The sequence below is a fragment of the uncultured Maribacter sp. genome (assembly GCF_963977385.1).
In the GTDB taxonomy this organism is placed as follows: domain Bacteria; phylum Bacteroidota; class Bacteroidia; order Flavobacteriales; family Flavobacteriaceae; genus Maribacter.
In genome coordinates, this window is the sequence record NZ_CAXBOU010000003.1 from 161,021 (window position 1) to 176,516 (window position 15,496).

The following is a 15,496-nucleotide window of genomic DNA, read 5'->3' on the forward strand; positions in this document are numbered from 1 at the left end:
TAGTAAAACTAAATAATCGCCATGCTACAAAATAGAAGAAGTTTTATTAGAAAAGGAACAGCAGGATTAGTAATGACTGGAGCTTCATTTATGTTTCCGATGGAACTATTATCTATGATGCGGAAAAAAGTAGGACCGAATGATACAATTAATGTTGGTTTGGTTGGATGTAACGGAATGGGTTTTTCCGATTTATCTTCCTTTCTTAAAATGAGTGAAATCAATGTAATTGCGCTTTGTGACGTTGATGAAAATGTTTTACAAGCTAGAACTGCCGACTTAGAAAAAGCAGGTATAAAGAAGCCAAAATGGTATGGTGATTATAGAAAGTTATTAGAGAATAAAGACATTGATGTAATTATAATAGGTACGCCGGATCATTGGCATTGTTTACAACTCACAGATTCTTTACAGGCCGGTAAAGATGTTTATTGTGAGAAGCCAATCGCGAATTCTGTGCAAGAGGCAAATATAATGTTAGATTTTGTACAATCGAGAGATAGGATGGTTCAGATAGGGCAATGGCAACGTAGCCAGCCCCATTTTGTAGATGCCATTAAATTTGTACACTCCGGTGCTCTTGGTGAAATAAGACTGGCAAAAGCTTGGGCGTATCAAGGTTGGATGAAACCAGTGCCAATAGTCCCAGATTCACAGACACCAAACGGTGTTGATTATAAAATGTGGTTAGGTCCGGCACCAGATAGACAATTTAATTCAAATAGATTTCATTTTGATTTTAGATGGTTTTGGGATTATGCTGGCGGATTAATGACAGACTGGGGAGTACATTTAATGGATTATGCCCTTTATGGTATGAAAGCTGAAACTCCGAAATCTGTTATGGCATTAGGGGGTAAATTTGCTTACCCTAATGATGCCTCTGAAACTCCAGATACTTTACAAACCGTTTACGAATATGACGGATTCTCTATTCTTTGGGAACATGCAACAGGTATTGATGGAGGTAATTACGGTAGAAACCATGGTATAGCTTTTATCGGTAATAATGGAACTTTAGTATTAGATAGAGGTGGATGGGAGGTGATACCCGAAAAGGAATTTCAAGGTTGGGGTAAAGATGGCATCCCTAAAATGGAAGCCGTATCTTATGATAACGGAGGTTTAAGCGGTTTAGATTTACATACCAAAAATTTTATTGAGGCCGTTAAAAACAGAGATAATTCTTTATTGAATGCACCCATAAAAGTGGGGTATGATGCCGCATTGGTTTCACATATGGGTAACGTAGCATTCAAAACAGGGAATAGAATTTATTGGGATGAAAAATCAGGTAAATTTAAGAATGAAGAGGCTAATCAATTTTTAAAAGCCAATTACCATAATGGCTGGAAACTTCCTACCTTATAAATTCAGATAAAATTTATTTTCGGTAAAGATCATTAAGACCGTAACCGTTTAATATTAAAGGTACTATTTTATTTAGTCGAGTTAATTTCGTTTTCTCTTGTTTTGCAGAATTTATGTATTCAGTATACTCTTTTTGTTCTGAGTATGTGAGTTTTTGAAAGGCATTTTCAAGTGATTCATTCTGTTTAAATTCTAACGATAAGTGCGGTGGTATAATTATTATTTCTTTCGGTTTTTTTGAAATAGAAATTTGTAATCCTTTCTTTTGATTCTCGATAGCCTCTAAGATATAGGCACATACTTCTGTATTGTTTATTTCCGCTAGCGATTTAAATCTCCAATGCCGCATTGCTTTGGTTTTGCCTTCTTGGGAATTTTCTAGAACTTTTTTTGGATCACTTAAAAAGACGCCATTAAAAAACCAAATGCCAAAATGGGATTTGAATTTACAAATGGCAATAATATTTTTATTTTGGAAAGTGTATGTCGGAAAGCTCCATTTAAAGGTTTCTGATAATTTACATTTTAAGGCCAACTGCCTTAATAGAACAACTTCATTTTTAAATGTGTGTTCTTCATTAAAAAAATTTTTTATTTTCTCGTCTTTGTCCAAAACTTTATTGGTGTGCGGTTAATTCACAAATTCGAACAATAACCTCTATTGCTTTCTGCATACTTTCTACTGGTACATATTCATATTTACCATGAAAATTGTGGCCCCCAGCAAATATATTAGGGCACGGCAGTCCCATATAACTCAATTGTGAGCCGTCTGTTCCTCCTCTAATGGGTTTAATTATCGGTTTTACTCCAATATCTTCCATAGCTTTTTTGGCTATTTCTACAATGTGGTATACCGGTTCTATTTTTTCTTTCATGTTAAAATATTGGTCCTTTAACTCTATGGAAATACAATCATCATATTGATGGTTGAACTTTTTAACTAATACTTTTAATAATTCTTTTCGTTCATTAAATCGTTGCAAGTCGTGATCCCTTACAATTAATTCAATCGTCGCGTTTTCGATTTCACCATTTATAGTATGTACATGAAAAAAGCCATCTCTACCATCTGTTTCTTCTGGTATTTCGTGTTGTGGTAATTCACCAATAAATTTATTGGCAATAAGTATTGCATTGACCATTTTACCTTTTGCATATCCAGGGTGTACGCTTTTACCCTGTATAGTTATTTTAGCACCAGCAGCGTTGAAATTTTCATATTCCAATTCTCCAATCTGACTTCCATCCATAGTATATGCCCATTCAGCTCCGAATTTTTCTACATCGAATTTGTGGGCACCTCTACCAATTTCTTCATCTGGGGTAAAACCAATGCGTATAGTACCGTGTTTTATTTCTGGATGATTCACCAAATACTCCATTGCGGTTACAATTTCAGTAATTCCTGCTTTATCATCAGCTCCTAGTAGGGTAGTCCCATCCGTGGTAATTAATGTTTGTCCTATGTATTGTAATAGGTCGTGAAAATAGGAAGAAGATAGAATAATGTTTTTTTCCTTATTCAGTACGATATCCTTGCCATCATAATTTTTAATAATGTTCGGCTTTACATTTGTACCAGAAAAATCGGGAGAAGTATCAAAATGAGAAATAAATCCGATAGTAGGTACTTCGTATGCTACGTTAGATGGTAACGTTGCCATTATATACGCATTATCATCTATAGATACATCTATTAAACCTATTGAACGAAGTTCTTCTGCCAATTTATTAGCTAGATTCCATTGTTTTTCGGTGCTTGGGGTGGTCTCTGATGATGGATCACTTTGTGTGTCAATAGTAACATAACTTATAAAACGATCAATGATATGCTGCATAGTAAAACGATTTTATCAAAAATAGGGTTATAAATCGTAATTTAGTAAATGTAAGATTCTATAAATTTGATGATGAAGATATTTAGATTGTTGGCAGTGTTTAGTTCCTTTTTATTTTTTAATGGCGTGTTTGCACAAGCAGATTGTATTCTTGGTGTAGGTCTTACCAATGATTCAATAATTTCTGATGTCTTTCAGTTGAATGAGATGCAACATGAAAAATTAGTCAGTTTTAGTGCTGAATTAAAATATCGAAACGATTTATTGAATAATGAATTGCAAAATGTGAAAAATCGACACCCACAGAGCAACGTTAAAGAGTTAAGTCAATTAGCGGATAAATATAAAAGTGTGATGGATAGTATGGCTAGAGTTCAAACCATGATTGACAAAAGAATGTTGACTTTGTTTAATTTAAAACAATATGAATTATATCGGAATCTATGCAAAGAAGCTTCTCGTTCTCCTTTTATCATAATCCCAACTGTATACGCCGATAGTACTAGTATCGAAAACAGATAGAGTATTGCGCACCATTTTCAATTACACTTTTGTATTTTTGCGCATCTAAAATATATAAATGTACAGGCTTCTTATTAGACCTATTTTGTTTCTTTTCGACCCAGAAAGAGTTCATCACATAAGTTTTTCTTCTATCAAATTTTTATCTAAGATTGGACTATCTGGACTTTTGAAATCTATGTTTCTAATAGAGGATAAACGCTTGGAACGTGAGTTATTTGGATTGAAATTCAAAAATCCAGTTGGGTTGGCAGCAGGGTTCGATAAGAATGCGGTGCTTTATAACGAATTGTCAGATTTCGGATTTGGTTTTGTAGAGATAGGTACATTAACTCCAAAACCACAAGATGGAAATCCGAAGAAAAGACTATTTCGTTTAAAAGCAGATCACGCTATTATTAATCGAATGGGTTTCAATAACCATGGTGTTTTTGAGGCAGCTGAAAAATTAAAAAAAGAACATAAAGTTTTAATAGGTGGAAATATTGGGAAGAATAAGTTAACTCCGAATAATGAAGCTATTAAAGATTACTTAATTTGTTTTGATGCCCTATTTGACCATGTAGATTATTTTGTGGTTAATGTAAGTTCGCCAAATACACCGGGTTTACGTGAGTTACAAGATAAAGAGCCGTTAATGGCGTTATTAAATGAGTTACAATTAGAAAATTCTAAACTTAGTGTAAGAAAGAAAACTATTCGCAAACCAATTCTGCTGAAAATAGCACCGGATTTAACTGATAGTCAATTATTAGATATTATTGAAATTGTTGATACTACTAAAATTGATGGGGTTATTGCTACAAACACAACTATATCAAGGGAAAATTTAAAATCTCATGCGCTTTTAATTGAAGAAGCAGGTGGACTAAGTGGTGCGCCTTTAAAGAACAGAAGTACTGAGGTGATAAGGTTCTTAGCAGAGAAAAGTAATAAATCCTTTCCTATTATAGGGGTAGGCGGTATTCATTCTGCAGAAGATGCTATTGAAAAATTAGAAGCAGGTGCTGATTTAATTCAGTTATGGACAGGCTTTGTGTACAAAGGACCTGTATTGGTAAAGAAAATTAATAAGGCAATATTAGAAAAATATAGTAGTTAAAAATAAGCTAGAGTAGAAAGTACTCTTTACAAGTGTAGAGTTATACTAGTAAATTAACCTCAGTTGTAATTAAAATATAAGCCTTTGTACGTATTAGTTGTACAAAGGCTTTTGAATTTTTAGGTGTAAAATGCTACTGGTTTTTACTTTGTCCAATAATCAATTACTAAAACATCATCTAAATATGGAGTTAAGACTGCACCAAAAGCTTTATGGTCTGGGTGAGGTAAATAAATTGCACGGTCTTCTTCACTTTCAAAAGTGAGAAAAAATGCATGAGTAAAACCTTTTTCTAATCCTTCTGGGCTATTGTTTAGTCCCCATTCATATCCTTTTATTTGTTCAATTTTAGAAGGTAATGCGCTAAAGGCGTCTTCGACTTCTTTTATTTGTGCTTTTGTGGTTCCTTCTTTAAATTTAAAAAGAACTACGTGCCTTAAAAGGCTATCGGTCTGTATCATTACTGGTGAATTTGTTATTTCATTTGATGAGGCAAAAGCATTTGCCATGAACGAAATACTGATTAAAAGAACGAGTGCTTTAATTTTCATGATTTTATTAATTTTAAACAAGATATTAAAAATAGGTGTAAATACAGGTAATTTGTACTTTACATCCTAAACCAACCAATTAGCCAATTGAATTACGAAATCTTGCTGGCATTTTCAATAGCAACGTTTGCTTTGGCACTTTCGCCAGGGCCCGATAATATTTTTGTTCTCATACAGAGTATCAGTAATGGAAGAAAATTTGGACTTGCGGTAGTAGTAGGTCTAATGACCGGGTGTTTGGTTCATACAACTTTATTGGCTTTTGGTGTTTCGGCGGTTATAAAAGATAATCCCATCATATTTACTGTCATTAAAATTTTTGGTGCGGTTTACCTCTTATATTTAGCAATTTCGGTTTATAGAGCTGATGATTCTATTTCTATTGAAACTGAAAATAAACAGGTTAATAGTTTAAGTACATTATTTCGGCAGGGCTTTATTATGAATGTTTTAAACCCAAAGGTGACAATTTTCTTTCTTGCCTTTTTTCCGGGTTTTTTATTCTCTGATAGTATAAGTACAATTATTCAATTCTATGTTTTAGGCCTATTATTTATCATTATCTCTTCTATAGTATTTGGCAGTATAGCACTTCTATCTGGTAGTATTTCAGATTTTTTAGTAGGTAATAAAAGAACAGGATTCGTTCTTAAATGGGTTCAAATAATTGTCTTTATAGGGATAGCTATTTTTTTGCTTTTCGGATAGCTTATTTGTTGTTTAATTAAGTCTTACTTAATTTGAGTTCGTATTTTTACATAATGTCCGATTCCAAAATAAAAATAATAGAATGTCCTAGAGATGCTATGCAAGGCATAAAGGATTTTATACCTACAGATGAAAAAGTAAGGTATATACAGTCATTATTGGGTTGTGGCTTTAATACCTTAGATTTTGGAAGTTTTGTATCTCCTAAAGCAATCCCGCAAATGGTCGATACGGCAGAGGTTCTTTCTAATCTAGACCTATCGAAGACGAAAACGAAATTATTAGCTATTGTTGCGAATGTAAGAGGGGCAGAAGATGCGGTTTCACATTCAGAAATAGAGTATTTAGGATTTCCTTTTTCTATTTCTGAAAATTTTCAAATGCGAAACACCCATAAAACGATAGCTCAATCTGTAGAAACGTTACAAGAAATTTTTAATTTGGCAGATGCAGCCAATAAAGAAGTAGTAACGTATATTTCGATGGGGTTTGGTAACCCGTACGGTGATCCTTGGAATGTTGAAATTGTAGGGGAATGGACAGAAAGATTGGCGAAAATGGGTGCTAAAATATTGTCATTGTCAGATACAGTAGGTTCTTCGGATCCAGAAACCATTTCCTATCTATTTTCAAATCTGATTCCGAAATATCCAAATATAGAGTTTGGCGCTCACTTACATACTACACCAACGAAATGGCATGAAAAAATTGCTGCTGCGTATACTTCTGGTTGTCGACGATTTGATGGAGCTATTCAAGGTTTCGGTGGCTGTCCTATGGCTAAAGATGATTTAACAGGTAATATGCCTACAGAGAAAATGTTATCTTATTTTACATCTGAAAAAATAGAAACTGGTGTTAATTGGATGGCTTTTGAAGCATCTTACAACAAGGCTACCGAACTATTTTCTAAATACCATTAGGGGTACTGTCTTGATAGTTTTATTAATATTATTATCGAATAATTAAGTTTATTTAGATTTAGTACAAATAAAATTTGCTCATGTTCATATTGATTTTAAATTTGCATTCCGTTAACAAATTCATCTATAACGAGTCCAAATAAAATTAATAGTATCATGAAGTACGCTTTTCTTTTAGTATTTATACTAACAATAGGTTTTGTAAATGCACAAACAAAAACAGATTCTATAACCTTAGTTCCACAAACTCAACTTAATGCGGCTCAGCGTTTAATGTCTGGTAATTATGCATCTGCGGTAACGGTAGGGGCATATGCCGAAATGCTATACAATCAACCTGAAGGAGATAATGGCGAGTTAGATGTTCAACGAATGGTTCTTCTTTTTGGATACCGATTTAATGATAAAACCCAATTTGTTACAGAAGTAGAGCTTGAACACGTGAATGAAATATTTGTCGAGCAAGCATTTATTAATTATTCAGTTGGAAACAATATAAGTTTACGTGGTGGTTTAATGTTAGTGCCTATGGGTATTGTTAATGAATTTCATGAGCCTACAACGTTTAATGGTACTGAACGACCTGGTATGGATAATGCTGTTGTACCGACTACATGGCGTGAAATCGGTATTGGAGTTGCGGGTCGATTTAATAATTTAAATTTAGGATATCAAGCTTATGTTTTTAACGGTTTTAAATCAACTGAAGCAGATGGTTCGGGTGGTTTATCTGGGTTTTTAGGAGGCTCTAGTGGTTTGCGTGGTGGTCGTCAAAAGGCAATTCAGTCAACAATTGACAGTCCTACTTTATCTACAAAACTTGATTATTATGGTATACCCGGTCTGCGTGTGGGGCTTTCGACTTATTTTGGAAAAACTCAAGCAGAAGATGATATCGAAACTATTGACGGTGCAAATATTGGTATTGCGATGATTGGTCTCGATGCACGTTATGCGTATCAGCGTTTTACGGCAAGAGGTCAATTTATAAATGCTTCATTATCTGATACGGAAGATTATAATAATGCTACAGGAAGAGATTTAGGTAGTGCCTTGCGTGGTTTTTATGTTGAAGGGGCCTATAATTTGCTTCCAGTTGAAAAGGAACAAAAATTATTCATCTTCACTAGATATGAACAATATGATACTCATGCCAGTACAGATGGTAATTTGGTAAGAAATGAAGCATACGATAGAACTGATGTAACTAGTGGTTTAACATATCATATTGCGCCAGGGGTAGTATTAAAAGGAGATTATCAATTTAGAAGTAATGCGTTAGATGGTGATGATGTAAAAGATAGACTTAATTTTGGTATCGGAGTTTGGTTTTAATTGATTGAAAAAGATTGTGTTTTATGAAGTGCACATTAGGGATATACATATTGGGTTTAGTAACATTTTTTCTATTGTTGGGTTTTGGTCTTCCAAAGAATATTCAAAAGAAGGTTGATAAAGAAGTATCATCTTATTTTGGTATCGACTCTTTTACCATGGAGGGTATTTCAATATCAAATAATAATCAATTAGAATTGCCAAGTAAAATTAATGAAGACAATCTATTTAGAGTATTTGATGGTAAAAGCTCCATTGGTTATATTTTTGTAGAACAGGCACCAAGTAAAACTGCTAATTTTGATTACATGATTTTGTTAGATAATAATTTTAAGATATTGCACTCTAAGGTTTTAATCTATCGTGAGGAATATGGGGGGGAAATTGGTAGTAAGCGTTGGCTAAGACAATTTAATGGCAAAATACCAGGTGACCGTGTAAATCATGAAAGTAATATAGATGGTATTGCTGGAGCTACTATTTCTGTGCGATCAATGACCAATGCCATAGACGACCTTTTACAATCCATCTCCATATTGAAAGAACATAAAGCACTATAATGGAAATTAACGGTCTTTTATCGAAACTTCCAAAACCCGTTAGAGTTTTTATTGGCGCTTTTGTAATTATACTTTCCATAGGGTATTATACCGGTTTATTATTTGTCTCTGAAACCAGTACCACATCAGCTAATGGTATTGAAGAAAATTATTTAGGAAATGAATTAGATGAGAATGCTGAAGTCATGAAGTTTAAGAAAAGTAAAAGACAAATGTTGACTATTATTCATACCCACATACTGTCTATGTCTTTCATCTTTTTCTTGCTAGGTGTTTTAGTTTGGTTTACCAAACTACCTGTAAAACTTAAACTCTTCTTGACAGTAGAACCATTTTTATCTGTTTTGCTCACCTTTGGGGGAATTTATTTCCTATGGTTGGGCGTAAATTGGTTTAAATATGTAGTAATAGTATCTGGTATTTTAATGACATTTACGTATACTACTTCTGCGTTAATCGTACTGTACCAATTAACATTTTCGAATCAACATCCGAATAATTTTAACCAATAAAATTCACTATATTTGCACGCAATTAAATCCTTAATTGCTATGCAAGCCCACCAAAATAAAATTCTAGGAGAAGGTCTAACGTACGACGATGTATTATTGGTACCTGCCTTTTCAGATGTGCTTCCTAGAGAAGTGAACATCCAAACTAAATTCACAAGAAATATTACCATCAATGTTCCGATTATATCCGCAGCTATGGATACGGTTACAGAATCGAGAATGGCTATTGCCATGGCGCAAGAAGGTGGTATTGGTGTGTTGCATAAAAACATGTCAATAGAGCAACAAGCCTTAAAGGTTAGAAAAGTAAAAAGAGCTGAAAGCGGAATGATTTTAGATCCAGTTACATTACCTCTAAATTCTAAAGTGAAAGATGCTAAGGCCTACATGAAGGAGTATAGCATTGGAGGAATTCCTATCGTAGACGATAAAGGTAAGTTGTTGGGTATAGTAACGAATAGAGATTTACGTTTCGAAAAAAATAACGAACGACCAATTGCTGAAGTTATGACCTCAGAGAATTTGGTAACAGCTGCAGAAGGTACTTCTTTATCTGAAGCTGAAGATATTCTACAAGAACATAAAATTGAAAAGCTACCCGTAGTTGATAAGAATTATAAGTTGGTAGGTTTAATAACTTTTAGAGATATTACAAAACTAACTCAAAAACCTAGTGCCAATAAGGATCAATACGGACGATTACGTGTAGCTGCAGCATTAGGTGTTACTGCAGATGCAGTTGATAGGGCAACCGCCCTTGTAAATGCGGGTGTTGACGCTGTGGTAATTGATACTGCCCATGGACATACAAAAGGAGTAGTTGCAGTATTGAAAGCTGTTAAAAGTAAATTTCCGGATTTAGATGTTATCGTTGGTAATATAGCAACAGGTGAGGCGGCTAAATATTTGGTAGAAGCTGGTGCCGATGCAGTAAAGGTTGGTATCGGACCAGGTTCAATATGTACGACAAGAGTAGTTGCAGGAGTAGGTTTTCCACAATTTTCTGCGGTACTAGAAGTAGCTGCTGCCATAAAAGGTAGTGGAGTTCCTGTTATTGCCGATGGTGGAATTCGTTATACAGGTGATATACCTAAGGCGATTGCTGCTGGTGCAGATACCGTAATGTTAGGATCCCTTTTGGCAGGCACAAAAGAATCTCCAGGAGAAACTATTATATATGAAGGAAGAAAGTTTAAATCATATAGAGGTATGGGCTCTGTAGAAGCCATGAAACAAGGTAGTAAGGATCGTTACTTTCAAGATGTTGAGGATGATATTAAAAAATTAGTTCCGGAAGGAATTGTTGGTCGTGTACCTTATAAAGGAGATTTATTCGAAAGTATTCATCAATTTGTAGGTGGTTTAAGAGCAGGTATGGGATATTGTGGTGCTAAGGATATAGCAACATTACAAGATACTGGTAGATTTGTGAAAATTACCGCAAGTGGCATTAATGAAAGCCACCCGCATGATGTGACTATTACTAAGGAGAGTCCTAATTATAGTCGCTAAACAGAAAAAATAAGTGGTAGTTATAGTAACTACTCTGTGTTAGAAACAATTGTATTTTGTATTTGTTTTTAAATTATATTTGATGGATTTTGTGGATTTCTCTAATGAAATTCTCCATTGAATATGATGACAAATAATTCTGTCGTTGTTCGCTTTTTTCTTCTCTTTTTTATTTTTCTAATTCCATTAAGTTGTACCACTGAGGACGATAGTTCTGAGGTTCAATTGCAAATTTCAGAGAATAGTATTGTCTTGAATGAAAATGGGCATGGATCAATAGTGATTTCTTTATCGGGTAAAGGAGAATATACTATTGATTTTATTGAAATACCCGATTGGTTTAGCTTAGGCTTTAATGATAGTGAAGCTAAAGTATCTGAAGGTCATAGTCTAGAGTTAGAGGTTATAGCTGTTTCTAACCTTGTTCCAGGTGAGTATACGGGCACTTTAGTTATATCGGCTGTAGGTGCTAATTCTGTATCTCTACTTGTTACCTATGAAGTTTTGGCCGCCAACATGAATATATCAAAAAATACTCTTGATTTTGGCTATTTTGATAATGAATTAGAATTTGAGATATCAAACAATAACGGTCCTTCACTCAATTGGGAAATTCAGAATACTAATTCTTTCATAACATATGAACCTTCTTCTGGTAATTTAACTAATGGAGCATTTGTTTTGGTTAAAGCAAGTTTAAATAGGCAAGTTTTAACTTCAGATATTTCTGATTTTATTATAAATGTAAAGAGTGATTTAGAACAGACTATAGAGCAGAATATTAATATTGATTATTTCAAAGAAGAAAAACTTTTAATAGATGGCTCTATAGTCGATGCCGAGTACGATCGTGTAAATGATATTTTGATATTCGTTTCTACTTCCCCAAATGAAATTAAAAAGTATGACCCGAAAAATGGCGAGATAAGTAGTCTTAGTCTCAACATGGTACCTAATTGTGTGGCTATTGCTCAAGATGGTAAATATGCTGCTGTTGGCCACAACGGCCGTATTTCTTATATCGATATTCAAAATATGCAGCTTGCTCAATTTTATGAAGTTACTTGCGATGCAAATGACATTGTATTGGCTTCAAATAATTGGGTCTATGTTTTTCAAAAAGATTATCAAGGTTCAGAGTTTCGTTGTGTTTCTTTAGAAACTGGAATGGAAACACTAAGTGAAGGCTGGGGGTATTATAATTCTAAAGCGAAATTACATCCATCTGGTGATTACCTATATGTGGCCAATAATGGATTATCTCCTTCAGATTTTATGAAATATGATATTACCAATGGGGTAGGCGTCTTTTTATATGATTCCCCATACCACGGAGATTTTGATTTCGCCGGTAATATTTGGATTAATGAAAGTGGAGATAAACTGTTCGCAAAAAGTAGAAACGTATTCGACGCAACTAATGACCAGAATACTGATATGAAATATGATGGGGTATTAGATGGTAATCAAATGATTGCAACTATGGATGTGCATACGGAAAAAGATAAATTGTATGCAATTTTAGAAACTGGAGATGGCTGGCCTAAAATACCTGGTAATGTTGTTAATGTATATGATTCGGAGTTTTTAACGTTTCGATCTCAAATTGTTTTACCCGGTTTTTTGAAGAATGATGATGAGGAACATTCAGATTTTTATGATTCTGAAGGTCATTTTGGGTTTTTTAATACTAGTGGTAGCGAATTTTATGTTTTAGTTAAAACTAAGTCTAATTACAACGCATATGATGGTAGTAATCAATATTTTCCTGATGACTGGGCTATTGTGACTTTAGAAGTTGATTAATTTAGCTTAAATAGTTTCTATTTAGTTTGACCTTGAATGTTGGAATTAAAAAAAAGCCGATAAATAATAGATAGAATAATCTAAGACATAAAAAAAGAGGTCTATCATAGACCTCTTTTTTTATGTCTTAAAATATCAGTTCACAGAAGTGTCCAGTTGTTTTTGCAAAATTTGGACTCTTCTTAAATCGTCTGATGCTTGTAACACTTTTGATTTTAAGGATGGGTTTAAATCTGGATTTTCACTAAGGAACGTTTGTAATATTTCATTCGCTTCCTGTGCGGTGTAATTTCCTATGGTGCTACTTAACCATCGTTTTGGGAAAAAGATATCACCTGTTTTTTGAATTTCATCCAATAAATCAAGACTTGTTCTTAAATATTCAATTGATTCTTGTTGATTCAAATTATTCATAGCATTCGCTACCCATGATTCTTTAGCCCTGTTTTCTTCTTTACTAAGAGATTTAAAAAAGTTGGTTCTCGTTTGTAAGTCATTCGAAAGTGACGGAAGTAAAAACTTAAAACGTTTTAATTTATCCTGATTTGATATTGACTTTTCAGCTGTAACTAAAATGTTTTCGCTATCAGGGTGTCCATACAATGCCAAATCCATTGCTAATTCGATATAGTCATCATCATTTAGTTTTAAATCCTCAATCTTTATATTCTTTGTACATATGTCGTATAATCGTTGAAGAGATTTATCTGTATAACCAATAGATGAAAAAGTAGAGAACAAGGTCTTTTTAATATTGGCAGGAATTTTTTCTTGCAATTTAGTCCAGACTTGATTGGTAATTTCTTTTTGATAAAATAGGCGTTGTTCATCAGTTAGATATTTCCAATATAGGGTAGTGGTGTATCTAGAAATAAGCCCAATCAATAATTCATTCCTTTCATTGTTTAGTCCCTTTAAAAATAATTTTAAAGCAGATGAAGGTGCAACCTCTCCGTTTAGCATATTTTCAAATACATTTATATACGTATAGCCACGTGCAACTTGGTCACTGAGGTTAGTAATTATGTCTAAAGGTTCTGCTTGAATTGGAAATACCCCATAACCTTCTGCATTTGAATTATAGATAATAGCTTTAGGTTTAGGTAAACCAATAGTTTCTTTTAAATGAAACTTATTATCAAGCATATTTACGGTAAACGTTTTGGTTTCTTTAGGGTAAACGAATAGAATTTCGAAAGTCTGTGGCCAAATATTTTCACTGCCATCTTCGGCTTTCTGAAATAATTCAAATGAACTTATCTTATTATTTGCATCATATTTTATGGAGTCTTTAAAAATAGGTCTACTAGAATTATTGACCCAAACATTGCTCCAAGCTGCAATATCAGTCGATGATTTTTTGTCAAGAATTTCTATGAGTTCATCCCAAACAGCATTTTTATAGGCAAAAGAAGTTATATACTCTTGTATGCCACTTTTAAATGCTTCCTTTCCTAAAACGGTCTCAAGCTGTCGCATCATTATAGGTGCTTTATTATAAATGATACTTCCGTACAATGAACCTGCATTGTTGAGGTTTTCTAAGTCCTGTCTTATGGGATTCGTACCAAGAGTTCTGTCTTCACCATAGGCATTGGGGTAGTGGGTAATCATAAAAGCTAATTGATGGTCTATGTTAGGAAAGGCGGGATTCATGATTTTATCTGCCATGAAATTTGCAAATACTTCTTTCATCCATACATCATTAAACCAATTCATGGTTACTAAATCGCCAAACCACATATGAGATGTTTCATGAGCAATCAATTTTGCACGGCTTAATTTTTGATTTGCAGTAGCGCTCTCATCTAAAAAAAGAGAGCTTTCTCTATATTGAATGGCACCAACATGTTCCATGCCTCCATATTGAAAACCCGGTATTGCAGCAAAATCCATTTTTTGAAAAGGAAAAGGATATGCGGTGTAATTTTCTAGAAAGGATAATGATTGCTGATGTAGGTTAAAAATGGAATCGGTACTGTAGTTAATTTTTGTAGAATCGGTTTCTCGGTACAACATCGTCATTTCCAAATTTGACGGTTTTTGGGTTGCCGATTCAAATTTGCCTGCGACAAATGAAAAAAGATATGTGCTCATTTGATCAGATTCGCCAAAGTCGTGTTTTGTATATTCTTCTTGTTGTATTTTATTAACCTCTATAGTACCGCATAGCACTTTCCAGTCGTTAGGGGCTGTTATACTTAACGTATAAACTCCTTTTATGTTAGGTTGGTCAAAACAGGGGAATAATGTTCTAGCACGGTCTGGTACTAGTAAAGTGTAGAGGTAATCCTTATTTCTATTCAAGGAAAGTTCCCCAGCAATAAATTCTATGGTAACTGAATTTTGTCCCTTTTTTAAATGCTCTTTTGATAAAACAATGTGCTCATTAATATGCTTAATGCCAACAGAATTATCATTGATGGCTACCGATTTTATTTTATCAGTTTCTTCCTTGAAATCTAAATAAATAGCTTCGTTGGACTGGTCTAAATTGAAATCTAAAATTAATTTAGAATGTATGGGGTTTTTCTGTTCTTCGGGAATCTGAAAACTAAGATTGTAATGTACGTTAGAAATTCGAGAGCTCCTATTGGTTGCCATTCCTAAAGAAACGCCAGACTTTATGTCTTTGGTAGCTTGTGGGTTATTGTTACAAGAGATAATTACGGAAATCCAGAAAAAAAAGTAAAATACCTTCTTCATATGTTGGTGATTATATGTTGAAGTGAAAGTACTTTAATGGAAATTTC

The 15,496-nt window shown here is 33.8% G+C and carries 14 protein-coding genes; 10 read left to right on the forward strand and 4 right to left on the reverse strand.

All coding sequences use genetic code 11. The features are described 5' to 3' along the window. The first annotated feature begins 21 nt into the window (after nt 1–21). Entirely contained in the window at nt 22–1,371 is a 1,350-nt protein-coding gene (locus AAC084_RS06120; protein ID WP_339838309.1) for a Gfo/Idh/MocA family oxidoreductase, read from the forward strand. Between the two features lie 13 nt (nt 1,372–1,384). Here the strand turns inward: AAC084_RS06120 and AAC084_RS06125 are convergent, their stop codons facing one another. Together AAC084_RS06125 and pepT are read right to left on the reverse strand one after the other, a co-directional pair. Then, the gene (locus AAC084_RS06125; RefSeq protein WP_339838312.1) at nt 1,385–1,984 is read right to left on the reverse strand and encodes a DUF1801 domain-containing protein; all 600 of its coding nucleotides are present in this window, start codon (nt 1,982–1,984) and stop codon (nt 1,385–1,387) included. 4 nt (nt 1,985–1,988) lie between these two features. Next, the gene (gene pepT / locus AAC084_RS06130) at nt 1,989–3,212 is read right to left on the reverse strand and encodes a peptidase T (RefSeq protein ID WP_339838315.1); all 1,224 of its coding nucleotides are present in this window, start codon (nt 3,210–3,212) and stop codon (nt 1,989–1,991) included. Between the two features lie 69 nt (nt 3,213–3,281). Between pepT and AAC084_RS06135 the strand changes: the two genes are divergently transcribed. Further along, nucleotides 3,282–3,734 (forward strand): hypothetical protein, encoded by a 453-nt coding sequence (locus AAC084_RS06135; protein ID WP_339838318.1) that lies wholly within the window; start codon nt 3,282–3,284, stop codon nt 3,732–3,734. A 58-nt stretch (nt 3,735–3,792) separates the two neighbouring features. Further along, a complete protein-coding gene (locus AAC084_RS06140; RefSeq protein WP_339838321.1) occupies nt 3,793–4,836 on the forward strand; it encodes a quinone-dependent dihydroorotate dehydrogenase in 1,044 nt (347 codons plus the stop codon). Nucleotides 4,837–4,979: 143 nt separating this feature from the next. Here AAC084_RS06140 and AAC084_RS06145 read toward each other — a convergent pair whose 3' ends face one another. Beyond that, nucleotides 4,980–5,297, reverse strand: coding sequence for a Dabb family protein (locus AAC084_RS06145; protein ID WP_339838503.1), 318 nt, complete (start codon nt 5,295–5,297; stop codon nt 4,980–4,982). Between the two features lie 177 nt (nt 5,298–5,474). On the opposite strand from AAC084_RS06145, the gene AAC084_RS06150 reads away from it, so the two are divergent. The 7 genes from AAC084_RS06150 to AAC084_RS06180 all read left to right on the forward strand — a co-directional run bounded on the left by AAC084_RS06150 (nt 5,475) and on the right by AAC084_RS06180 (nt 12,743). Further along, nucleotides 5,475–6,095 (forward strand): LysE family translocator, encoded by a 621-nt coding sequence (locus tag AAC084_RS06150; protein WP_339838323.1) that lies wholly within the window; start codon nt 5,475–5,477, stop codon nt 6,093–6,095. Between the two features lie 53 nt (nt 6,096–6,148). Continuing rightward, nucleotides 6,149–7,018, forward strand: a complete 870-nt coding sequence (locus tag AAC084_RS06155) for a hydroxymethylglutaryl-CoA lyase (protein WP_339838326.1) — start codon at nt 6,149–6,151, stop codon at nt 7,016–7,018. A 156-nt stretch (nt 7,019–7,174) separates the two neighbouring features. Next, on the forward strand, nt 7,175–8,353 hold the full coding sequence (locus tag AAC084_RS06160) for a hypothetical protein (protein WP_339838328.1): 1,179 nt from the start codon (nt 7,175–7,177) through the stop codon (nt 8,351–8,353). A 23-nt stretch (nt 8,354–8,376) separates the two neighbouring features. Next, nucleotides 8,377–8,913 carry an FMN-binding protein gene (locus AAC084_RS06165; RefSeq protein WP_339838331.1) on the forward strand — a complete coding sequence of 179 codons (537 nt, stop codon included), beginning with the start codon at nt 8,377–8,379 and terminating at the stop codon, nt 8,911–8,913. Then, nucleotides 8,913–9,425, forward strand: a complete 513-nt coding sequence (locus AAC084_RS06170) for a hypothetical protein (RefSeq protein ID WP_339838333.1) — start codon at nt 8,913–8,915, stop codon at nt 9,423–9,425. Before AAC084_RS06165 ends, AAC084_RS06170 begins: the two co-directional genes overlap by 1 nt. A 39-nt stretch (nt 9,426–9,464) precedes the next feature. Further along, complete coding sequence (guaB, locus tag AAC084_RS06175; RefSeq protein WP_339838506.1) at nt 9,465–10,937, forward strand: IMP dehydrogenase; 1,473 nt, start codon at nt 9,465–9,467, stop codon at nt 10,935–10,937. A gap of 123 nt (nt 10,938–11,060) precedes the next feature. Next, nucleotides 11,061–12,743 (forward strand): hypothetical protein, encoded by a 1,683-nt coding sequence (locus AAC084_RS06180; RefSeq protein WP_339838336.1) that lies wholly within the window; start codon nt 11,061–11,063, stop codon nt 12,741–12,743. Between the two features lie 135 nt (nt 12,744–12,878). On the opposite strand, the gene AAC084_RS06185 is transcribed toward AAC084_RS06180, so the two are convergent. Continuing rightward, on the reverse strand, nt 12,879–15,449 hold the full coding sequence (locus AAC084_RS06185) for a M1 family aminopeptidase (protein WP_339838338.1): 2,571 nt from the start codon (nt 15,447–15,449) through the stop codon (nt 12,879–12,881). Between the last annotated feature and the right edge of the window lie 47 nt (nt 15,450–15,496).